The following is a 20,017-nucleotide window of genomic DNA, read 5'->3' on the forward strand; positions in this document are numbered from 1 at the left end:
GGGGGTTCAGCCGCCGGTGCCGCCGAGCATGCCCCGCAGCAGCTCGTCGAACCCGGTGCGCAGCTCCGCCCGGTCCGGCACGGCCGCGTGGAAGGACCCGGCGGCGCAGGAGAACATCAGCCCCTCGCACCAGGCGACGAGCGAGAGCGCGTGCCGCTCGGGCGCGGGGGAGCCGGCGGCGCGCATCATCGCGATCAGCGGGGTGTGGAAGACGCTGCCCGCCGAGTCGAAGAAGGAGCGCAGCTCGGGGCGGCGGGTGGCCTCCAGGGCGAGCTCGTAGCGGGACACGAGCAGCGCCCGGTGGTCCGTCAGATAGCGGTGCAGCGCGAGCGCGAGGGCGTCGACCAGGTCCTCCGGTCCGGCGCCGGCCGCCGGCAGCTCGTGCGGGGCGAGCACGGCCGCTTCGAGCTCGACCTGGCGGCGCACGGCGGTTTCCAGGAGGGCCTGGCGGGTGCGGGCGTGGTTGGAGGTGGAGCCCTGGGGGAGTCCGGCCCGCTCGTCGACGGCGCGATGGGTGAGCCCGCGCATCCCGCGCTCCACCAGCAGGTCGAGGGCGGCGTCGCCGATGCGCTCGGCGCGGGTGGGCGGTGCCCCGGGTGCGTCGTGCGGTGTGCCGGGTGGGGTGGCGGGTGGTGTGGCGGGTGGTGTGCCGGGTGCGTCGGGGGCCGGTGCTGCGGTCATGGGGGACAACCTACCGACCCGGGCCTGACAGGGTGACTACAGGTGTAGTACGTTCGAACACGTCACTACATCTGTAGTTCCCGAGGGGGAGTCATGGAACAGCACCGCGCCGTCGTCGTCGGAGCCGGCATCGGCGGCCTCACCGCCGCCGTCGCCCTGCGCACCCGCGGCTGGCACGTCACCGTCCTCGAACGCGCCGCCTCCCTCGCCCCCGTCGGCGCCGGCATCGGCCTCGCCCCCAACGCCCTGCGCGCCCTCGACGTCATCGGCCTCGGCGACCGGGTCCGCGAGCTCGCCGCCTGGCAGGGCGACGGCGGCATGCGCCGCCCCGACGGCCGCTGGCTCGTCCGGACCGACGCCAAGGCCGCCGCCGCACGCTTCGGCGGCCCGCTCGTCGTCCTCCACCGCGCCACCCTCGTCGACCTGCTGCGCGCCGAACTCCCCGAGGGCACCATCCGCACCGGCGCCGCAGCCGCCCTGGCCGATCCCGGCGACGCCCACCGCCCCGCCCGCCTCACCACCCCCGACGGCGAACTCGCGGCCGAACTCGTCGTCGGCGCCGACGGCATCCGCTCCGCCCTGCGCCGCACCCTCTTCCCCGCCCACCCCGGCCCCCGCTACGCCGGCTTCACCACCTGGCGGACCGTCATCCCCGCCCCCGCCGCCCCGTTCGCTCCGCACGAGACCTGGGGCCGCGGCCGGCTCTGGGGCACCCAGCCGCTGAAGGACGGCAGGATCTACGCGTACGCCGCGGCCACCGCGCCCGCCGGAGCGCACGCCCCCGACGACGAACGCGCCGAACTGCTGCGCCTGTTCGGCGACTGGCACCACCCCGTGCCCGAGATCCTCGCCGCCGCCGACCCGGCCGGCGTGCTGCGCAATGACGTCCACCACCTGATCGACCCGCTGCCCGCCTTCCACCACGGCCGCACCGCCCTCCTCGGTGACGCCGCCCACGCCATGACCCCGAGCCTCGGCCAGGGCGGCAACCAGGCCGTCGAGGACGCGATCGTGCTCGCCCACCACGCCCGGACCGACGCTCCCGTCGACCGCGCGCTCGCCGCCTACACCGCCGACCGGCTGCCCCGTACCACCGCCGTCGTCCGCCGGGCCGCCCGCACCGGCCGCGCCACCATGCTCGGCGCCGCACCCGCGGTCGTCCTGCGCGACGCGCTCGCCGCCGCCGTCTCCCGCTTCGGCCCCGGACTGATCCTGCGCGGCTTCGACGGCATCGCCGACTGGCACCCCCCGGTCGACGACGCGCCCGCGCGCGTAAGCTGACCGGCGCGAACGCCGCTACCCCCACCCCCAGGAGGAGACCCCGTGAAGGTCGGCTGCATCGGACTCGGCGACATCGCCCAGAAGGCATATCTCCCCGTGCTGACCACCCTTCCCGGGGTCGAGCTCCACCTCCAGACCCGCACCGCCGCCACCCTCGACCGCGTCGGCGACACCTTCCACGTGCCCGCCGGCCGCCGCCACCGCGACCTCGACTCGCTGCTCGCCGCCGGGCTCGACGCCGCCTTCGTGCACGCCCCCACCTCCGCGCACCCCGGAATCGTCACCCGGCTCCTGGAGGCCGGCGTGCCCACGTACGTCGACAAGCCGCTCGCCTACCACTACGCCGAGTCCGAACTGCTCGTGGAACTCGCCGAGAAGCGCGCCGTCAGCCTCGCCGTCGGCTTCAACCGCCGCCTCGCGCCCGGCTACGCCCAGTGCGCCGACCACCCGCGCGACCTGATCCTCATGCAGAAGAACCGGATCGGACTGCCCGAGGATCCGCGCACCTTCGTCCTCGACGACTTCATCCACGTCGTCGACACCCTGCGCTTCCTGATCCCCGGCGAGGTCGAGCACATCGACGTACGCGCCCGGATCCGCGACGGCCTGATGCACCACGTCGTGCTCCAGCTGTCCGGCGACGGCTTCACCGCCATCGGCACCATGAACCACATGAGCGGCTCCACCGAGGAGATCCTGGAGGTCTCCGGGCAGGACACCAAGCGCCAGGTCCTCAACCTCGCCGAGATCGTCGACCACAAGGGCCAGCCCACCGTGCGGCGGCGCGGCGACTGGGTGCCGGTGGCCCGTCAGCGCGGCATCGAGCAGGCGGTGCACGCCTTCCTCGACGCCGTACGCGAGGGGCGGCTGCTCAGCGCGCGGGACGCCCTGCTCACCCACGAGCTGTGCGAGCGCGTGGTCCGCGAGGCCCTCGCCCAGACGTCCTGAGCCGGTTCGTCAGCCACCTCGCCGCGGCGGTGGCCAGCAGCACCAGGACCGCCGCGTACACCGGCCAGGGGCCCAGCCGGTCGTAGAGCGTCCGGGTGTCCGACAGCGGCAGTTCGTAGACGGCGGAGGCGCTGGCGCGGGTGCCGAGCACCGGGCCGGTACGCCGCCCGTCCGGGCCGTACGCGGCACTGACCCCGGTCAGCGTCGCGTGCACCATCGGGCGGCCCGTCTCCGCCGCCCGCAGCGCGCCGAGCGAGGCGTGCTGCGCCGGGGCCCAGCTGTCCTGGAAGGTCGAGGTCGACGACTGGGCGACGAGCACCGCCGCGCCGTTGTTCGCGAGCCGCCGGCTCATGTCGGGAAAGGCCGTCTCGAAGCAGATCAGCGGACCGATCCGCAGGCCGGGCGCCGTGCCGCCCGGGGCGGCCGGCAGGGTCATCACCACCGGCGTCGTGCCGCGCCGCCGGTCCTCGGCCGCCGCCTTGCCGACCGAGGTCGCCCAGCCGAGCATCGGCCGCATCGGGATGTACTCGCCGAACGGCACGAGCCGCATCTTGTCGTAGCGCTCGTCCGTCGGCCCGTCCGGCCCGACCAGGATCGCGCTCTTGTAGATCCCGGGCCGGTCGGAGCGGCGCGCGTCCACGTTCACCAGGACCGGCGCCCCGACCCGCCGGGCGAGCGAGGTGAGCCGGGCCGAGAGCTCCGGCCGGGTCCGCAGGTCCGCACCGACGCTGCTCTCGCCCCACACCACCAGGTCGAGCCGCTGCCCGGCCAGCGCCCGGGTCAGCGCCTCGCCCCGACCGAACCGCAGGCCCGCGACCCCGGCCCCGTCGGGGTCGTACACGCCCGGCTGGACCACCGCGATCCGCACCGTGCCGGTGAGCCGCGGCGCAGGGACGCCCCACCAGACGAGACCCAGGGCCAGCGCGCCACCGGTGAGACCGGCGATGCCGGTACGGCGTACGGGCGCCGTCGAGGCGAACAGCAGGGCGACGGCCGTGTTCACCGCCACCACCAGCAGACTCACCAGCCACACCCCGCCGACCGAGGCGAGCCGCAGCGCGGGCGGCACCTGCCACTGGCTCGCCCCGAGCAGCCCCCAGGGCCCGCCGAGGCCCTGCCAGGACCGGACCAGCTCGACCATCAGCCAGCCGGAGGGGACGACCAGGAGTGCGGCGGCGGCCCGCCCCGGAGACGGCTGCCCGCCGAGCATCGCCCGCACGAGCCGCCCCCAGGGCAGCCACAGCAGCCCCATGAGGGCGGCGAGCACCAGCAGGAACACATGCAGGCTGGGCAGCAACCAGTGGTGCACCGCCAGCATGAACCCGACCCCGCCTGACCAGCCGTCCAACCCGGCCCGGCGCGCGCTCGGAGCCGTACGGATCAGCAGCAGCCAGGGAACGAGGGCGACGTACGCGAACCACCACAGGGACGGCGCGGGAAAGGCGAGCGCGGGCAGCGCCCCGAGCACCAGCGCGAACGCGGAACGCCGCACGCCGGACCACCGCCCGCCGCCGCTGTCGCCGGCCTCGGTCGTGGCTTCGGTGCGCGCGCCGACGGTCATGCCCCGCCTCCAGGAGTCGCCTCCAGTGTGCGCGCGCGGGGGCGCGGCCGGAGGGTCGGACGCGCCGGGGGTTTCGGATGCGGTGGCGGGTTCGGGTGCGTCGGAGGCGCGGGGTGGCCTGGACGGGCCGGTTGCGCTTGAGGGCCCGGATGCGTCGGACGGCTCGGACGGCCGGGCGGGGCCGGGCCCGGTCACGTCCGGCGCCACTTCTCCTCGACGACCACCGAGCGCAGTCTCCAGCCGTCCTCCGTGCGCCGCAGCGTGAAGCCGTACCGCCCGCCGCACACGAAGTCCGCACCCGACTCGAAGCGCATCGGGTTCACATAGTCGGCGCGCACGGTCGCCGCGTCGCCCGGGTAACCGCCGAGGTCCTGGAGGCGGACCCGACGGTTGACGATGAGGTGCTGGCGTACGGGGAAGAGCCGCATCGTCTCGGCGAGCCAGTCGGCCACCTCGGCGGCCGGGCCCTCGATCCCGCCCGAGCCGCGGTAGTCGGCCCGCCCGTCCGGGGTGAAGAGCGCCCGGTACGCCGGCCAGTCGGAGTCGTCCACGGCCATCGCGTAGCCGGTGACCAGGTCGTCGACGGCGAGCCGGTCCATCACGGTCGCGAGATCCACGCGCTGCGTCATCGGCTCAGTGTCGGGCCTGACGGGCGCGGGGCCAAGGCCCGTGCGGCGGGTGATTCGGAGAGCCCGGTACGGCGGCCGGCGCCGCGCCCGCCGTCGCGCCCGCCGGCATCGTCCCGCCGGCGCATCCGCACCGCCCTCGCGGGCGGAACACATCGGGAGACGGATCCGCGGGGCCGGGGACGCCCCGCGCACACCGGTCCCCGGCGGCGGGCACCGGGACAGCGACGGGCCATGAGCGGGACGGAGCGGGGAACCGAGGCTCCGGGCGCATCCGCCGGGGCCGCTCGGCCGGAAGCACCGGTGCCCGGGAAGGTCCACGGACCCGGTGGAACAGGAGGAGGACCGTACAGTGATCACTGTGGAGCGCGTCATCGTGGTACGCCGTCCGCTGCCCGAACTCGTCGCCTATCTGGCGGACTTCGCGCACACCGAGGAATGGGATCCCGGCACCGTCCGCTGCGTAAGGCTCGACGACGGTCCGGTCCGGCCCGGTGCCCGGTGGCGCAACAGCTCACGGTTCCGGGGCCGGGAGACCGAGCTCCACTACGAGCTCGCCGAGTACGGGCCCGCGCGGCTGTCGTTCGTCGGGGAGAACCGGACCGTGCGTGCGACCGACGACCTCGGCTTCGCCGACGAGGGGACGGCCACCCGGCTGACCTATCGGGCGTCACTGGCGTTCAAGGGCCTCGCCCGCCTGGCCGAGCCGTTCCTGCGCGCGGAGTTCGAGCGGCTGGGCGACGCGGTGGCCGCGCGCCTTCCGCTCGTCGCCGGGGCGCGGCACCCCTGACACCGCTCCGCACGCGAGCCGCCCCGCCCGCGCATCGTTTCCGCATCGTCTGAAGCTCGTAGGGTAGGTGACATGTCCGATACGGCTCACGGAATCACGACCGGCGCCGTGGCACGGCGTCTGGGCGTGTCCCCCACCACGGTGCGCTCCTGGGACCGGCGGTACGGCGTCGGCCCGGCTGTGCGCGCGGACGGACGGCACCGGCGGTGGAGCCCGGCGGACATCGCGATGCTCGACGAGATGTGCCGTCTCACGGCCTCGGGCGTCCCGCCCGCCGAGGCCGCGAGTGCCGCCCGGCTGGCCCGGCCCTCGGAGGAGTCGACCGCCGCTCCCCATGCCGCCCCCGACGTCCCGCCGGCCCGCCCACCGCTGGCCCGGTCCGGCGGGGCGTCGGCCGACGCGGGGACGACGGCAAGGGGCACGGCCGGGGCCGCGGCAGGGGCGGTCACGCCCCCGGCGGGCGTCCTCCCCGAGAGGACCCGTCGACCGGGACCGGGCAGCGGTCTGCCCCTGGGCGACGCACGGCAGGAAGCCCGCGGGCTCGCCCGGGCCGCCGTACGCCTCGACGGCCCCGCCATGGAAGGGCTGCTCCAGGAGGCGCTGGCGGAGCACGGACTGGTCACCGCCTGGGAGGAGGTGATGGTCCCGACGCTGCACGCGGTCGGCCGCAAGTGGGAGTCGTCCGGCGACCGCTACGTCGAGGTGGAGCACCTGCTGTCCTGGCACGTCTCCACCGCGCTGCGCCGGGCCGCCGTGACCGGCCCGGCGACGGCTGCCACGGCCGCTCCGGTCGTGCTGGCGTGCGTCCCGGGGGAGCAGCACACGCTGCCGCTGGAGGCGCTCGCGGCGGGACTGGCCGAACAGGGCCTGCCGACCAGGATGTTCGGCGCGGCGGTGCCCGCGGAGGCCCTCGACGCGGCGGTGAGGCGCTCCGGGCCGGCTGCCGTCGCCCTCTGGTCCCAGGCGAGGTCCACCGCGAACCATGCACTGGCCCGGCACGTCGCGGGGACAGCGTTCGGGGTACGGGGAGCGCGCACCGCTCCTCTCGTCCTGCTCGCGGGCCCCGGCTGGGCCGGCCGGCCTCCGGCTCCCGGCACGGTGCGACCCACCGGGCTGCGCGAGGCGCTCGGCGCGATCTCCCGGCTCTACGGGGAACCGGCCGGGAGTACGGAGGAGTGACGCGGCGGCCTCATCGGCGGGGGTGAGCCCCCCGTCCCCGCCGAGCCGGGGCGTCGCCGGATCGCTCCGCGTCCGGCGCCCGGCGGGGCGGCCGGGGGAGGAAGCCGCTGGTGCGCGCCCGGTAGGCCGCGTAACCGGGACGGTCGGCCATGTGGGCCTCCAGGAGCCGCTTGCCGCTGCCCCAGACGAGGAGACCGCTCATGAGGAGCGGCGAGACGAGGGTGAGCAGAGCCGTCTGCCAGGTGGCGCAGGCCGTCAGGTACAGGCCCCACCAGACGAGGAAGTCGCCGAAGTAGTTGGGATGGCGGGTCCAGCTCCACAACCCCTGGTCCATGACGCGGCCCCGGTTCGCCGGATCCGCCTTGAACCGGGCGAGCTGGTGGTCCCCCACCGCTTCGAAGGCGAGCCCGATCGCCCACACCCCGAGCCCCAGCCACAGGGTCGCCCCCGGCGGGCCGGGGAGCAGGACCGCGACCTGGACGGGGAGGGAGACGAGCCACACCAGGGCGCCCTGGAGGAGGTAGACCTTCCGCAACGCGTACAGCGTGGGGTTGCCGCGGGGGCGGGCGAGCATCCGGGCGTACCGGGGGTCCTCCCCGTGGCCGCGTCCGCGCCGGGCGATGTGGGTCGCGAGCCGCAGTCCCCAGACCACGGTGGCGAGCGCGACGGCGGTCCGGCGCACGTCCTCGCCGTGCCCGGCCGCGAGGCACCAGGCCACGACGGCGACGGCCGCGAAGGCGATCCCCCAGGCCACGTCCACGATCCGGTGCAGCCCCCTGGCGGTGCCGACGGCGAAGGCCGTCAGCATGACCGCGGACGCGGCGGCCGCCGAGGCGGCGAGGACGAGGCCCAGGGCTCCCGGGTCGACGGCGCTCACGACGCCTGCCCGCGCCGGCCGGCGGAGTCGACGGGATCGCGTCGCTCGTCGGCGGTGAGCACGAGCTGGCGGACGTCGAGGTAGTGCGAGCGGAATCCGGCCTCGGACCAGGCGAGGTAGAACTCCCACATCCGCCGGAAGACGTGGTCGAAGCCCAGCGCGTCGACGGCGGCCTCCCGGGCGAGGAAGCGGGTGCGCCACTGGCGGAGGGTCTCGGCGTAGTGGTCGCCGTACCCCCTGTCGTGGGTGATGCGCAGTCCCGCGGCGGCGCTCTCGCGCGCGAGAGCGTCCGGCGAGGGGATCAGACCGCCCGGGAAGACGTACTTGCTGATCCACGTGTGGGTGCGGGCGGTGGTGAGCATCCGCTCGTGCGGCATGGTGATGGCCTGGAGCGCGACGCGGCCGCCGGGGGCGAGGAGGCGCCGGAGCGCGGTGAAGTAGTCGGGCCAGAACTCCGCTCCCACCGCCTCGATCATCTCGACGCTCACGACGGCGTCGTAACGGCCGCGGACGTCACGGTAGTCGAGGAGCTCGACGGTGACGCGATTGGCCACGCCTGCCTGCGCCACGCGCCGCCGCGCGAGGGCGAGCTGTTGCTCGGAGAGGGTGACGGTGCGGACGCGGGCACCCCTGGCGGCGGCGCGGATCGCGAGTTCGCCCCAGCCGGTGCCGATCTCCAGGAGTGAGGTGTCCGGGCCGGTCCCGGCCAGGTCGAGGAGCCGGTCGATCTTGCGGTGCTGGGCCGCGGTGAACCGCTCGTCGGGGAGGAGTACGGGCTCCGCCGGCAGCGGGTCGAAGATCGCCGAGGAGTAGCTGAGACCGGGGTCGAGGAAGAGGGCGAACAGCTCGTTGGAGAGGTCGTAGTGACGGTGGATGTTCTCGCGCGCGCCCTCGGGCGTGTTGCGGTCGGCCCTGGGCCTGCGCCGGACCCACGCGCCCCGGAACCGGTGCAGCGGCGCGGGGACGAGGTCGTCGACGTGCAGCGCGAGGACGGTGAGGACGCCGACCAGGTCGTCGGCGTCCCATTCGCCGGCCATGTACGACTCGCCGAAGCCGATCAGCCCGTCTGCGCCGATCCGGCGGGGGAACGCGTCCGGGTCGTGGAGCGTGAGGGTCGGTGCGGTGGCGTCCCCGTCGGCCCGCCCGGGAGCCGGGACCGTGTCCCGGCCCGTTCGTATCCGCAGGGGCAGCCGGGCGAGGGCACGGTTCACGAGGTAGCGGGCGACGGCGGTGCGCAGCGCGGAGGAGCGCGGCGGCCGGGCGACGTCGGGCCATCGGTCGGGGTCCGCCGGGACGCGCCCGGGAACGGCGGCGGACGGCGCGGTGGAAGGAGGCGGGAGAGTCATGACGTGCCTTCCTGGGCAGGTGCCGTACGGGGCGGGCCGGGCGGCCGGGGCCGGACGCGGAGCCCCTTGAGGTAGAGGTGGATGCCGTGGCGGCGGATGCCGAGGGAGACAGCGGCGGTCGACCACGGGTGGCGCAGGGCGGCGGCGAGCAGGGTGCCCGGCCGGGCGGGGCCGCGGATGCCGCGGACCGTGGCCGTCAGGGGGCGGGACCCGTCCGTGTGACGGAGCTGGACGGTCAGGTCGAGGCGCTCGCCCGGGAGCGGCAGCCGCATCCGGTAGGTGCCCTCGACGTCGAGGAACGGCGAGACGTAGAACTCCTTGGCGGTCTCCGCCCGCCCCAGTGCGTCCGGGCGCAGCAGGTAGCAGTGGCGTCCGCCGTAGGTGTTGTGCACCTCGGCGACCACGCACACGCGCCGCCCGCCGCGGTCGTGGCACCAGTACAGGGTGAGCGGGTTGAAGACGTGCCCCAGCACGCGTGCGTGAGCGAGCATCAGCACCCGCCCGTCCGCGTCCCGTACGCCGTTCGCGGCCAGGTACGCTTCCAGCCCGGCCCGCAGCGAGGGAGCCGTCCCGTCGAAGTGGTCGCGCGGGTCGAAGCGGGCGAGGGGGCGCAGCGGGCGGGGCAGCACGGGCAGGTCGTCGATGTCGACCAGCCACAGATAGGTGCGGTGGCGCAGGGAGTGGCGGACCGGGCCGACCCTGGTGTGCGCGATCTCGGTCGCGTACAGGGCGGGAACGGACGGCGGGGCCAGGCCGGTCATCACCACGTCACCCCCAGGTGACGGGCGGCCTCGACGCCGGAGCGGCAGCCGTCCTCGTGGAAGCCCCAGCCGTGGTAGGCGCCGGCGTAGGCGGTGACGGGGCCGCGCAGGGTGGGCAGGAGCCGCTGGGCGGTCACGGACTCCGGGGTGTAGACGGGGTGTTCGTACGTCATGCGGGCCAGGACGGTCGACTCGTCGACCCGGTCGCCGGCGTTGAGGGTGACGATGTGGGGCTCGAGGGCGGGAAGCCGCTGGAGCCGGTTCATGTCGTAGCTGACCTGGACGGCTCCCGGACGGGCGGCGCACGACGGCAGCCAGTAGTTCCACGAGGCCCTCGCGTGCGGCGAGCGCGGCAGCAGACTGGTGTCGCGGTGCAGGACCGTCGGGTTGCGGGAGTAGGTGAAGGCGCCGAGGACACGCCGCTCATCCTCGGTCGGGTCGGCCAGGAGCCGCAGGGCCTGGTCGGGGTGGACCGCGATGACCACGGCGGCGTGCTCTGCCGACTCGCCGTCGGCGGTGACGACGGTCGCCCGGCCGGCGCCGCGCACGACGGCGCGGACGGGGGCGGTGGTCCGTACGGAGGAGAGGCGCTTCGCGATCCGCTCGACGTAGGTCGCGGAGCCGCCGGTGACGGTCTTCCACTGCGGGGAGCCGGTCACCGACAGCAGCCCGTGGTGGTCGAGGAACCGGAACAGGTACCCGGCCGGGTAGCGCAGCGCGGTGTCGGGGGCACAGGACCAGACGGCGGAGACGAGGGGGACGGCGAAGTGGCTGACGAAGTGGGCCGGGAAGCGCTGTGCCCGCAGGAAGTCGGCCAAGGTCGCTCTGGTGTCGTCGGCGGACAGCAGGCGGCGCGCGGCGCGGTGGAAGCGCGGGACGTCGGCGAGCGTCCGCAGGTGGCGCCCCCGCAGAGCGTTGCCGCCGGCGAGGAGGCCGCGGATCCCGCGCGCTCCTGCGTACTCGAGGCCGCAGCCGTCGCAGCGTACGGACATGCTCATCTCGGAGTCCTGGGTGGTCACGCCGAGTTCGCGGAACAGCCGGAGGAGGTGGGGGTAGGTGCGCTCGTTGTGGACGATGAAACCGGTGTCCACGCGCAGCGTCCCGCCTTCGGCCGCCGGCAGTTCGTGCGTGTGTGCGTGACCGCCCAGCCGTCCTTCGGCCTCGTACAGCACCACGTCGTGCGCGCGGTTCAGGATGTGGGCGGCGGTGAGGCCCGCCACCCCCGCACCCACCACGGCGATACTCCGTGCGTTCATCGTTCCCACCCGTCGTGTGGCGGCCGCCGCCGGTCGAGGCGGCGGCCTGCGTTCTGCTGTCGGTCGTTCGGGGCGCGCTGTCCGGTCGGTTCGGATCACCCGCCGGTCGCGCCGAGGCCGAGGTTGTGGCGCATCCGCTGGAGGCCGCGGCGGGCGTGGCTCTTGACCGTGCCGAGCGGCATGCCGGTGCGGTCGGCGATCTGTGTCTGGGTCAGGTCGGCGAAGTAGGCGAGCTCCAGGACGTCGCGCTGGACGCGGGGGAGGCGCGCCAGTTCCTCGGTGACGACGAGCCGGTCGACGATGCGCTCGGGCTCTTCGTGGGAGCCGCCGGTGTGCTCCAGGGCGGTGCCGAGGGCCGCGGCGAGCTCGGTGCGCCGGGTGCGTGCGGTCAGCGCGTCGGCGATCTTCCGGCGGGTGATGCCGGTGAGCCAGGCCGGCAGGCTTCCCCGGTCGGCACGGAAGTTCGCGCGGCCCCGCCAGGCGGCGACGAACACCTGCTGGGTGACGTCCTCCGCCTCGCGGGGGTCGCCCAGGGCGCGGGCCGCGAGCATGTGCACGAGCCGTCCCCAGCGGTGGTAGGCGGCGTCCAGGCAGCGTTCGTCGCCCTGCACCAGCCCTCGGGCGATCCGCTCGTCGTCGGCCGTCGTGTCGTGCGGCGCGGGGCGGGCGGGAGTGTCGGCCGGGGTGGCGAAATGGCCGGTCACCAGGGGCGCGGTCATGACGGTTCCTCCTCCGGGCGGCAGCGTGGGTGACATCGGGACGTGCGACCGCCGATCGCGGAGCGGCGGTGCGGCGGAACCGCGTCGATTCCGTGTCCTCACGTTCCGGCGAGATCCCTCCGTCGCTCAACTCGCATCGATTCCGCATCGAAATGCCAGGGCGCGCGGCGGCCTCCCGCGGCATGGCGTCGATCCCGCGCCGCATGGGCGGGGCCGCACGGGGGTAGGTGAGCCAAGAAGGCGGTTCCCGTGTCCCTGGTGCTGATCGAGAGACTGCGTGGAAGGGCCGGGGAAGCGCTGCTGCTGCGGGTGGCCGGGCCCACGGCTCACCGCAAGCGCGCCCGGATCCACGACACGCCGGGCCCTCGCTGGTTCGCGCCGGATCAGCCGATCCGGGCCGTGCACGCGGACGCGTCGATGTACGTCGGAGGGCTCGCCGCACTCCTCCTGCAGTCCCTGCACCCGGTCGCCATGGCCGCCGTATGGGCGCACTCGGGCTTCCGCGGTGATCCCTGGGGGCGCCTCCAGCGCACCAGCACCTTCCTGGCGGAGACGACGTTCGGGCCGGCGGAGGACGCCGAGCGGGCGATCGAGCGGGTGCGGGCGGTGCACGGGCGGGTCATCGGGACGACGCCCGACGGGGTGCCCTACCGGGCCTCGGATCCGTCGCTGCTCGCCTGGGTCCACATCGCCGAGACCTTCTGCTTCCTGCGGGCGTACCAGCAGTACGGCCGGACCCCGCTGACCGAGGCCCGCCGGGACGCCTACGTCGAGGACATGGCCTCGGTCGCCCGGCGGCTCGGCGTCCCCCGGCCGCCGGTGACCGAGGCCGGTCTCGTCGAGGCACTGGACCGCCGGCGCCCCGAACTGGCGACCACGGACGAGTCGGCGGCCACCGCCCGCTACCTGCTGGCGGCACCGCCGCTGCCGTGGCCGGTCCGCGTTCCCTACGCCCTCCTCGCGGCCGCGGCCGTGGACCTCCTGCCCTCCTGGGCCAGGGAGTTGCTCACCGTGCCGGTGAGCGTCCGGCTGCTCCTGCCCGTCGCGCGGCGGGGCGGCCTCGCCGTCATCACCCTGATCCGCTGGGTGATGCCCGCGGCGCCCGCCCGCCCGGCCACGGGCGCCCCGGCTCAGGGCCGGTGACGGAGCGAGCCAAGGCCAGCACAGCGAGCGCAGCAGGCTGCGCCGCTGCGTGCGTCACCGGCCGGCCGGTTTCGGCGCCCACGAGGACGCGAGCAGGGGCGGAGGTGCGGGGACGAGCCGCCGTGAGGGGGCCGCGTGGGCGGCCGGACGGCGGCGGGGCCCGCGCGATCAGCGCGGGGCGGCGGCCCCGGTGGGACGGCCGGCCGCGGCCGACTGGTAGAAGATGTCGATGTCCACTTCCTCGCCGCCGACCATCAGGGTGTCCCAGGCGCCGCTCTCCCACAGGGTCCGCAGGGTGGAGGACTCGAGCGTCTCCAGGTGGCTCCGGAGGGTCGCGTCGTCGGGCATGCCGGGAACGCGTGGTGCCAGCCGGTCGCGGATCCCCCGGAGCCGGTCCATGAGCGCGTCGATGTCCGCGTCCCGCTCCAGGTCCTTCCCTTCGGACTCCGCGATGCTCTGGGCGATCTTCTCCTTGATCGCGCGGCTGACGCCGTGCTCGTCGGTGGTGATCATCGTGTTCCAGGCACGGCTCTTGTGCCGGTACTGGAGCATGGACATGGCCGCCTCGTGGCGGGCGAAGTCGGCGTCCCGGAACGCCCGGCCGGTCCAGGCGCCGTTGAGGGACCGGGCCAGTGAAATGGCCGAGCCCAGGCCGCTGTTGAGCCCGCGACCGGGCCAGAAGTGGATCGCGTTGGCGGCGTCGCCGAGCAGGAAGCCGTAGGTCCCCGGGGTGGTCGACGTGGCAGGGAACAGCCGGGCGGTGAACCTGGGCCGCTGCACCATGTCGAGCCGGAACGCCGTGACGGCGCTCAGGTCCCGCTCGGCGACGCCGAACAGAGCCAGCCCCTCCAGTACCCGCTTCCACAGGGCCGAGCCCCTGACCATGGCGGGCAGGAAGAGCGTGCTGTGCGTCGAGCACTGGAAGTCGCCGTGGTCGTCCCGTCCCATGACACAGGGGCGCGAGGCGATGCACTCCTCGAAGACGTGCCGGACCGGGTCGATACCTATCACTTCCGCGGCCTCGGCGTCCGTGAGGCGCATGTTCAGGAAACCCTCGCCGCGCAGGGCGTTGAGGAGGAAGCGGTTCTGGGCCACGGTCAGCAGGACCGTCATGGGGTCCGTCAGGGTCGATTTGACGCGCAGGCCCAGGACGACATCCTGAATGTGCTGCCCGTTCAGCGAGTAGATGGACTTGTCGGCATTGCCGAACCGGTCCGTGAAATACTCGCGCGTTCGGGAACGGCTTCCCTCGCAGACGGCGAGTACGTGCCCCCGGGTCTCCGCCTTTTGGTACTCGGCCGGGTCGAACACCTCGGGAACCAGCCGGATCCGCTCCGGCTTCTCGTTGGCCAATTCGAGGAGTGTGTCCTCGATGTAGGCGATCCGGAGGTTCCTCGGTTTGCGGCCGCGGAGCGAATCGGGGCCGACCGGCCACATTTCGGAGTACGCGTCGCCGCGGAAAAGCCGGTCCTGAGCCTCTTCGGGGAGGTTCAGGTACTGGCGGCTCTGCACGGTGACGACCTGCTGCCGCCTGACGTTGCCCTGCCCTTCGCTCTTCCAGACGACCTTCGCCCCGTCCTGGACCCACCGGCCGTCGTACACGGTGATGGACACACGGGGTCCCATGAGGCTTTCCAGAAGAAGGGCGAAGCTCAGGCCGACGGGACCGCCGCCGGTCACCGTGACGTTCAGTACCGGTCCTGCCGCGAGGGTCGCCTCGGACGGAGTGACCGGCCCGAGCACGGAGAGGTCGAGGATGGTCTCCATTGCGTCGGCGGCTTCGAAGCGGAACGTCTCGGTGCCGATCTCGACGAGATCCCCGGGCCGCAGCTCGTGCGAGGTGACCCGCGTCCCGTTGACGCGTGTTCCATTGCTGCTGCCACTGTCGTAGAGGACGAATCCGTGGCGTTCGCGACGCACCTCGGCGTGAAAGCGCGAGACGTTCCCCACCGTTATCACCACGCTGTTGTCGCTGTTGCGACCCAGGGTGAGAGGTGTGGCGCCGATCGGAAACTGCTGTCCCGCCAGAGAGCCTTGATGGCCGACGAGCCGAGGAGGCATGGGTCACCCAATTCCATGAGTCACGGATCCGATGACGAAACGCGAAACCGGCCATCCAGACGAACAGCAACCCCTTGCGTCACACACAGCGAGCCGACCGGAACGCAGGGCTATCGTATTCCGGCCGCGAGGCGGATGAAAAGGCATGCGGACTCACCGATCATCACACGGTGACCGTTCGGTGAAGATGTGACAGTGAGGGGCTGTTGGGCAGGGCACGTTCGCGGTCGGTGGGCCGGCCCGCGACCGGCTGGACGCGGCGACCATCCGGCGTGTGCGCGGCGAGTTGCCGGCCGGGAAGTGCCGGACGCGCTGCGTGTCCGTGGGTGCCGCGTCAGCCGGCGGACTCGCCCGCGTGCGGACTGAGCACACCGGCCGAGACCAGCGCGATCAGCAGGATGCCGAGCAGGATCCGGTAGTACACGAAGGGCATGAAGCTCTTGGTGGTGATGAACTTCATGAACCAGGCGATCACCGCGTAGCCGACGGCGAAGGCGATGATCGTGGCGAAGATCGTCGGGCCCCAGGAGACGCCGCCGTCCTGGGCCGCGTCCTTGAGCTCCATGCCGCCGGAGGCGAGCACCGCCGGGATGGCGAGCAGGAAGGAGTAGCGGGCGGCGGCCTCGCGGGTGTAGCCCATGAGCAGACCGCCGGAGATGGTCGCGCCGGACCGGGAGACGCCGGGGATCAGCGCCATCGCCTGGCAGACGCCGTAGATCAGGCCGTCCCGCACGCCGAGCTCCGCCAGCGTCTTGCGCTCACGCGCCGCCCGGTGCCGGCCACCCGTCTCGTCGCGGGCGGCGAGCCGGTCCGCGATGCCGAGCACGATGCCCATGACGATCAGCGAGGTGGCGGTGAGCCGCAGATCGCGGAACGGGCCCTCGATCTGGTCCTTGAGCGTGACGCCGAGAACGCCGATCGGAATCGAGCCGACGATGACCAGCCAGCCCATCTGGGCGTCGTGGTCGTGGCGCAGTGTCCTGTCGAAGAGCGAGCGGAACCACGTGGAGACGATCCGCGCGATGTCCTTGCGGAAGTAGATGATGACCGCGGTCTCGGTGCCTATCTGGGTGATGGCGGTGAACGCGGCTCCCGGATCCTCCCAGCCGGCGAACGCGGCGGTGAGTCGCAGGTGCGCGCTGGAGGAGATGGGAAGGAACTCCGTCAGCCCCTGGACGAGTCCGAGGATGAATGATTCGAACCAACTCATGGGGCCAGGGCCGTCCCGAATGTGCGTGCGCGGTCATATGGTCGGTGCGCAGAGTACAGGCACAAAGTGACGTGATCGTTCACGGGGCGGCGGGCGGGACCCCGGGCATGGAAACGGCCGGTGAAGGACGGGGAAACGCCCGGGTGAAAGGCGACGGTGTCACTGGCGGAGCCGTTCCTGCCGGGACTCGCGGTGCGCCGCGCGCAGCTCGCGCAGTCCGGTCAGGATCTCCTCGACGCGTCCCGCACGCTCATGCGGCCCTCCCCGCGTGTGACGCCGCGGCGACTATACGGCCGCGTGCTCGCGCTCCGGAGCCGCCTGGGCTTCCGCATCGGCCGGCCTGCGCAGATGGTGCCGCTTGCGCCAGCCGACCACCGCCGCGACCGCCGCCGACAGCACGATGAAGCCGGTCGAGATCAGGAAGGCGGGGGAGGTGGGGGAGGTGGCCTCGCTGCCCGCGACCACGTACGCGATCGTGTTCGGTACGGAGCCGAGGCCGGTGGCCAGCAGGAAGGGGAGGTACCGCATCCGGGAGATGGCGGCCCCGTAGTTGGCCACCGCGAACGGCATGCCCGGGAACAGCCGGATCGCCAGCATCGAGCGGAAGCCGTGCCGGCTCAGCTGGCCGTCCGCCGCCTGCAGCCAGCGGCCGCGGACGTACGGGCGGAGCGCGTCCTGCCCCAGCGCGCGGCCCAGCGCGAAGGAGAGGCCCGCGCCGAGGACCGTCCCGGCGAGGGCCGCCGTGAAGCCGGCCGCGGTGCCGAAGAGGGCGCCCGCCGCCAGGTTCAGGATCGGGCGCGGAACCAGGGCCGCCGTGCACACCCCGTACGCGAGGCCGAAGACGACCACCGCAGCGGCGCCGCTCGACTGCGGCGGCCAGCCCGCCGAGAGCAGCCGCTGCGGCTCGAAGAGCAGCACCGACACCCCCGCGGACAGCAGGATCACGGCCAGATAGATCAGCCGGGCCTTGGGCGACAGAAGCACCCGGGGAGCGTAACCGACACACGGATGTGATCGCCGTACCGCTGGAAGCCCGCATCGCGCCGACCCTGCCCCCGGCGCCCGCCCACAGCCGCCTCGCGGTCCGCCCGGGGGCCACGGCGCGCCTCTCGGTCTGTGCGGGGCCGCGGCCGTCTCGCTACCTGTCCGGGGGCCACGGACGCCTCGCGGTCTGTGCGGGGCCGCGGCCGCCTTGCGACCTGTCCGGGGTCACGGCCGTCTCGCGACCTGCCCGGGGCCGCGGCCGCCTCGCGGGGGTCACGGCAGCCTGGCCGTCTGCGCGGCGCGCGGGCGGAGCCTGTCGTGCCCATGGTGCCTATCGTGAGGGCATGACCCAGGTCATCACGCCCGTCGTCCCCGACAGCGCCCTCGCCGACACCGTGCTCGGCCGCCTCACCGAGGTCTACCCCGCCGCGGGCGACCCGTTCCGGGCGCAGGAGATGGTCGCGTACATGAAGGGCGTGGCCCCCTTCCTCGGCCTGCGCACGCCCGAGCGCCGCGCCCTGTCCCGTACCGTCCTGGACGGGCTTCCCGCGCCCGACGAGGCCGACTGCACGGCGATCGCGCTGCGCTGCTTCGCGCTGCCCGAGCGGGAGTACCACTACTTCGCCGTCGACTACCTGCGCCGGCACGTCGGGCGCTGCTCCTCCGCCTTCCTGCCGGTCGCCCGCACCCTCGTCACCACCGTCTCCTGGTGGGACACCGTCGACCACCTCGCCGCCCACGTCGTCGGCGGCCTGGTCCTCGCCGACCCCGCGCTCGTCTCCGACATGGACGAGTGGATCGCCGACGACGACCTCTGGATCGCCCGCACCGCCCTGCTCCACCAGCTCCGCTACAAGACCGCGACCGACGCCGGCCGGCTCTTCTCCTACTGCCTGCTGCGGTCCGCGCACCCGGACTTCTTCATCCGCAAGGCGATCGGCTGGAGCCTGCGCGAGTACGCCAAGACGGCGCCCGACGAGGTCCGCGCCTTCGTCGCCCACAACACCTCCCGCCTCTCCCCGCTCTCGGTCCGCGAGGCCCTCAAGAACCTCTGACCGCACCGAAATTCGCTCGACGGGGGCGCGGCGAACCGGGAACATCGTGGGCATGTCCCGGTACGCCTTCCTCGCAGCGCCGTCCGCAGTCGCGGACGCGCCGAAGGCTGCCGTTCTCGCGCTGACCACGTCGCTCGGCGGCGACCGAAGCTGACCCTCCCCGGATCGTCCGGCGGACCCCAGAGGGGGAGGGTCGGTCCGGCCACGGGGTCCCGCCCACGCTTCGAGTCGCGAAACGAGCGATCAGCCATGTCCCACACGTCCCACACGTCCCACACGTCCAAGCAGGCGTACGCACGCACCAAGCCGCACCTCAACATCGGCACCATGGGCCACGTCGACCACGGCAAGACCACCCTCACCGCCGCCATCACCAAGGTCCTCAGCGAGCGCGGCACCGGTGGCCCGACCACGTACGTGCCGTTCGACCGGATCGACCGCGCGCCCGAGGAGGCGCGACGCGGCATCACGATCAACGCCGCGCACGTCGAGTACGAGACGGACACCCGGCACTACGCGCACGTCGACATGCCCGGGCACGCCGACTACGTCAAGAACATGATCACCGGCGCGGCGCAGCTCGACGGGGCGATCCTCGTCGTCTCCGCGCTCGACGGGATCATGCCGCAGACCGCCGAGCACGTCCTGCTGGCCCGTCAGGTCGGCGTCGACCACATCGTGGTGGCGCTCAACAAGGCGGACGGCGCCGACGACGAGCTGACCGACCTGGTCGAGCTGGAGGTACGCGAGCTGCTCACCGCGCACGGTTACGGCGGCGACGGCCTGCCGGTCGTCCGGGTCTCCGGGCTGCGCGCCCTGGAGGGGGACCCGCGCTGGACGGCGGCCGTGGAGGCGCTGCTCGACGCGGTGGACACGTACGTGCCGGTACCGGTGCGTTATGTGGAGGCGCCGTTCCTGATGCCGGTGGAGAGCGTGCTCACCATCACCGGCCGCGGGACCGTCGTCACCGGCGCCGTCGAGCGCGGCACCGTCCGGGTCGGCGACCGGGTCGCCGTCCTCGGCGCGGACGCGGACACCGAGACTGTCGTCACCGGTGTCGAGACCTTCGGCCGCCCGATGGAGTCGGCGCAGGCCGGCGACAACGTGGCGCTGCTGCTGCGCGGCGTGCCGCGGGGCGCGGTCCGCCGCGGTCACGTGGTGGCGCGGCCCGGCAGCGTCGAGCCGCGCCGCCGCTTCACGGCCCGGGTGCACGTCCTGTCCGCCGCCGAGGGCGGCCGCCGCACGCCCGTCTCGACCGGCTACCGGCCGCAGTTCCACCTCCGCACGGCGGACGTCGTCGGCGCCGTCGACCTCGGCGACCAGGGCGTGGCCCGCCCCGGCGAGACGGTCACCATGACCGTCGAGCTCGGCCGCGACCTGCCCCTGGAGCCCGGCCTCGGCTTCGCCATCCGCGAGGGCGGCCGCACGGTCGGCGCGGGCACGGTGACCGAGGTGCTCTGACCCGGCGCGCGGTGCGCACGGCGCCGCCGGGGTGGTCCGCGTGCGTCACGCTCGCTGCTCGGCGTGGGTGACGCACGC

Annotated in this window: 18 protein-coding genes; 7 read left to right on the forward strand and 11 right to left on the reverse strand. The window is 74.0% G+C overall.

Annotation, left to right across the window (positions count from 1 at the left end; all coding sequences use genetic code 11):
- Positions 1-6: 6 nt before the first annotated feature.
- The gene (locus tag ACWEJX_RS10895) at positions 7-681 is read right to left on the reverse strand and encodes a TetR/AcrR family transcriptional regulator (RefSeq protein ID WP_451607156.1); all 675 of its coding nucleotides are present in this window, start codon (positions 679-681) and stop codon (positions 7-9) included.
- 93 nt (positions 682-774) lie between these two features.
- Here ACWEJX_RS10895 and ACWEJX_RS10900 point away from each other — a divergent pair, with 93 nt between their 5' ends.
- Both ACWEJX_RS10900 and ACWEJX_RS10905 read left to right on the forward strand, forming a co-directional pair.
- Positions 775-1,962: an FAD-dependent monooxygenase gene (locus tag ACWEJX_RS10900; RefSeq protein WP_451607157.1), complete on the forward strand. Its 1,188-nt coding sequence runs from the start codon at positions 775-777 to the stop codon at positions 1,960-1,962.
- Between the two features lie 42 nt (positions 1,963-2,004).
- The gene (locus ACWEJX_RS10905; protein ID WP_451607158.1) at positions 2,005-2,910 is read left to right on the forward strand and encodes a Gfo/Idh/MocA family protein; all 906 of its coding nucleotides are present in this window, start codon (positions 2,005-2,007) and stop codon (positions 2,908-2,910) included.
- On the opposite strand, the gene lnt is transcribed toward ACWEJX_RS10905, so the two are convergent.
- Together lnt and ACWEJX_RS10915 are read right to left on the reverse strand one after the other, a co-directional pair.
- A complete protein-coding gene (gene lnt, locus ACWEJX_RS10910) occupies positions 2,855-4,471 on the reverse strand; it encodes an apolipoprotein N-acyltransferase (RefSeq protein WP_451607159.1) in 1,617 nt (538 codons plus the stop codon). The two genes, ACWEJX_RS10905 and lnt, sit on opposite strands and share 56 nt — an antisense overlap.
- Positions 4,472-4,662: 191 nt before the next feature.
- Positions 4,663-5,100: a nuclear transport factor 2 family protein gene (locus ACWEJX_RS10915; RefSeq protein ID WP_451607160.1), complete on the reverse strand. Its 438-nt coding sequence runs from the start codon at positions 5,098-5,100 to the stop codon at positions 4,663-4,665.
- Positions 5,101-5,449: 349 nt separating this feature from the next.
- On the opposite strand from ACWEJX_RS10915, the gene ACWEJX_RS10920 reads away from it, so the two are divergent.
- Positions 5,450-5,887: an SRPBCC family protein gene (locus ACWEJX_RS10920; protein WP_451607161.1), complete on the forward strand. Its 438-nt coding sequence runs from the start codon at positions 5,450-5,452 to the stop codon at positions 5,885-5,887.
- A gap of 72 nt (positions 5,888-5,959) precedes the next feature.
- The gene (locus ACWEJX_RS10925; protein ID WP_451607162.1) at positions 5,960-7,066 is read left to right on the forward strand and encodes a MerR family transcriptional regulator; all 1,107 of its coding nucleotides are present in this window, start codon (positions 5,960-5,962) and stop codon (positions 7,064-7,066) included.
- Between the two features lie 10 nt (positions 7,067-7,076).
- On the opposite strand, the gene ACWEJX_RS10930 is transcribed toward ACWEJX_RS10925, so the two are convergent.
- From ACWEJX_RS10930 to ACWEJX_RS10950, 5 genes are all read right to left on the reverse strand, one after another.
- Positions 7,077-7,943: a DUF1295 domain-containing protein gene (locus tag ACWEJX_RS10930; RefSeq protein WP_451607163.1), complete on the reverse strand. Its 867-nt coding sequence runs from the start codon at positions 7,941-7,943 to the stop codon at positions 7,077-7,079.
- On the reverse strand, positions 7,940-9,289 hold the full coding sequence (locus ACWEJX_RS10935; RefSeq protein WP_451607164.1) for a class I SAM-dependent methyltransferase: 1,350 nt from the start codon (positions 9,287-9,289) through the stop codon (positions 7,940-7,942). The genes ACWEJX_RS10930 and ACWEJX_RS10935 overlap by 4 nt, the downstream gene beginning before the upstream one ends.
- On the reverse strand, positions 9,286-10,050 hold the full coding sequence (locus ACWEJX_RS10940; RefSeq protein WP_451607165.1) for a DUF1365 domain-containing protein: 765 nt from the start codon (positions 10,048-10,050) through the stop codon (positions 9,286-9,288). Before ACWEJX_RS10940 ends, ACWEJX_RS10935 begins: the two co-directional genes overlap by 4 nt.
- Complete coding sequence (locus tag ACWEJX_RS10945; RefSeq protein WP_451607166.1) at positions 10,050-11,306, reverse strand: NAD(P)/FAD-dependent oxidoreductase; 1,257 nt, start codon at positions 11,304-11,306, stop codon at positions 10,050-10,052. Before ACWEJX_RS10945 ends, ACWEJX_RS10940 begins: the two co-directional genes overlap by 1 nt.
- Before the next feature lie 95 nt (positions 11,307-11,401).
- Positions 11,402-12,025 carry a sigma-70 family RNA polymerase sigma factor gene (locus ACWEJX_RS10950; RefSeq protein ID WP_451607167.1) on the reverse strand — a complete coding sequence of 208 codons (624 nt, stop codon included), beginning with the start codon at positions 12,023-12,025 and terminating at the stop codon, positions 11,402-11,404.
- Between the two features lie 249 nt (positions 12,026-12,274).
- Here ACWEJX_RS10950 and ACWEJX_RS10955 point away from each other — a divergent pair, with 249 nt between their 5' ends.
- Positions 12,275-13,168, forward strand: a complete 894-nt coding sequence (locus tag ACWEJX_RS10955) for an oxygenase MpaB family protein (protein WP_451607168.1) — start codon at positions 12,275-12,277, stop codon at positions 13,166-13,168.
- Between the two features lie 168 nt (positions 13,169-13,336).
- On the opposite strand, the gene ACWEJX_RS10960 is transcribed toward ACWEJX_RS10955, so the two are convergent.
- The 3 genes from ACWEJX_RS10960 to ACWEJX_RS10970 all read right to left on the reverse strand — a co-directional run bounded on the left by ACWEJX_RS10960 (position 13,337) and on the right by ACWEJX_RS10970 (position 17,423).
- Complete coding sequence (locus ACWEJX_RS10960; protein WP_451607169.1) at positions 13,337-15,229, reverse strand: FHA domain-containing protein; 1,893 nt, start codon at positions 15,227-15,229, stop codon at positions 13,337-13,339.
- 334 nt (positions 15,230-15,563) lie between these two features.
- Entirely contained in the window at positions 15,564-16,439 is an 876-nt protein-coding gene (locus ACWEJX_RS10965) for an undecaprenyl-diphosphate phosphatase (protein ID WP_451607170.1), read from the reverse strand.
- A gap of 285 nt (positions 16,440-16,724) precedes the next feature.
- Positions 16,725-17,423 (reverse strand): TVP38/TMEM64 family protein, encoded by a 699-nt coding sequence (locus ACWEJX_RS10970; protein ID WP_451607171.1) that lies wholly within the window; start codon positions 17,421-17,423, stop codon positions 16,725-16,727.
- Positions 17,424-17,767: 344 nt separating this feature from the next.
- Between ACWEJX_RS10970 and ACWEJX_RS10975 the strand changes: the two genes are divergently transcribed.
- Together ACWEJX_RS10975 and tuf are read left to right on the forward strand one after the other, a co-directional pair.
- A complete protein-coding gene (locus ACWEJX_RS10975; protein ID WP_451607172.1) occupies positions 17,768-18,478 on the forward strand; it encodes a DNA alkylation repair protein in 711 nt (236 codons plus the stop codon).
- A gap of 249 nt (positions 18,479-18,727) precedes the next feature.
- Positions 18,728-19,939, forward strand: coding sequence for an elongation factor Tu (gene tuf / locus ACWEJX_RS10980; RefSeq protein ID WP_451607173.1), 1,212 nt, complete (start codon positions 18,728-18,730; stop codon positions 19,937-19,939).
- The last annotated feature ends 78 nt before the right edge of the window (positions 19,940-20,017 follow it).

This window comes from Streptomyces sp. NPDC004788 (assembly GCF_053601115.1).

Excerpts from the sequence above, each read along its gene's own strand:
- ACWEJX_RS10950 (WP_451607167.1), bottom strand. The coding sequence starts at position 12,025 with ATGACCGCGCCCCTGGTGACCGGCCATTTCGCCACCCCGGCCGACACT.
- ACWEJX_RS10940 (WP_451607165.1), bottom strand. The coding sequence starts at position 10,050 with ATGACCGGCCTGGCCCCGCCGTCCGTTCCCGCCCTGTACGCGACCGAG.
- ACWEJX_RS10925 (WP_451607162.1), top strand. The coding sequence starts at position 5,960 with ATGTCCGATACGGCTCACGGAATCACGACCGGCGCCGTGGCACGGCGT.
- tuf (WP_451607173.1), top strand. The coding sequence starts at position 18,728 with ATGTCCCACACGTCCCACACGTCCCACACGTCCAAGCAGGCGTACGCA.
- lnt (WP_451607159.1), bottom strand. The coding sequence starts at position 4,471 with ATGACCGTCGGCGCGCGCACCGAAGCCACGACCGAGGCCGGCGACAGC.
- ACWEJX_RS10945 (WP_451607166.1), bottom strand. The coding sequence starts at position 11,306 with ATGAACGCACGGAGTATCGCCGTGGTGGGTGCGGGGGTGGCGGGCCTC.
- ACWEJX_RS10935 (WP_451607164.1), bottom strand. The coding sequence starts at position 9,289 with ATGACTCTCCCGCCTCCTTCCACCGCGCCGTCCGCCGCCGTTCCCGGG.
- ACWEJX_RS10975 (WP_451607172.1), top strand. The coding sequence starts at position 17,768 with ATGACCCAGGTCATCACGCCCGTCGTCCCCGACAGCGCCCTCGCCGAC.
- ACWEJX_RS10895 (WP_451607156.1), bottom strand. The coding sequence starts at position 681 with ATGACCGCAGCACCGGCCCCCGACGCACCCGGCACACCACCCGCCACA.
- ACWEJX_RS10960 (WP_451607169.1), bottom strand. The coding sequence starts at position 15,229 with ATGCCTCCTCGGCTCGTCGGCCATCAAGGCTCTCTGGCGGGACAGCAG.
- ACWEJX_RS10900 (WP_451607157.1), top strand. The coding sequence starts at position 775 with ATGGAACAGCACCGCGCCGTCGTCGTCGGAGCCGGCATCGGCGGCCTC.
- ACWEJX_RS10915 (WP_451607160.1), bottom strand. The coding sequence starts at position 5,100 with ATGACGCAGCGCGTGGATCTCGCGACCGTGATGGACCGGCTCGCCGTC.
- ACWEJX_RS10965 (WP_451607170.1), bottom strand. The coding sequence starts at position 16,439 with ATGAGTTGGTTCGAATCATTCATCCTCGGACTCGTCCAGGGGCTGACG.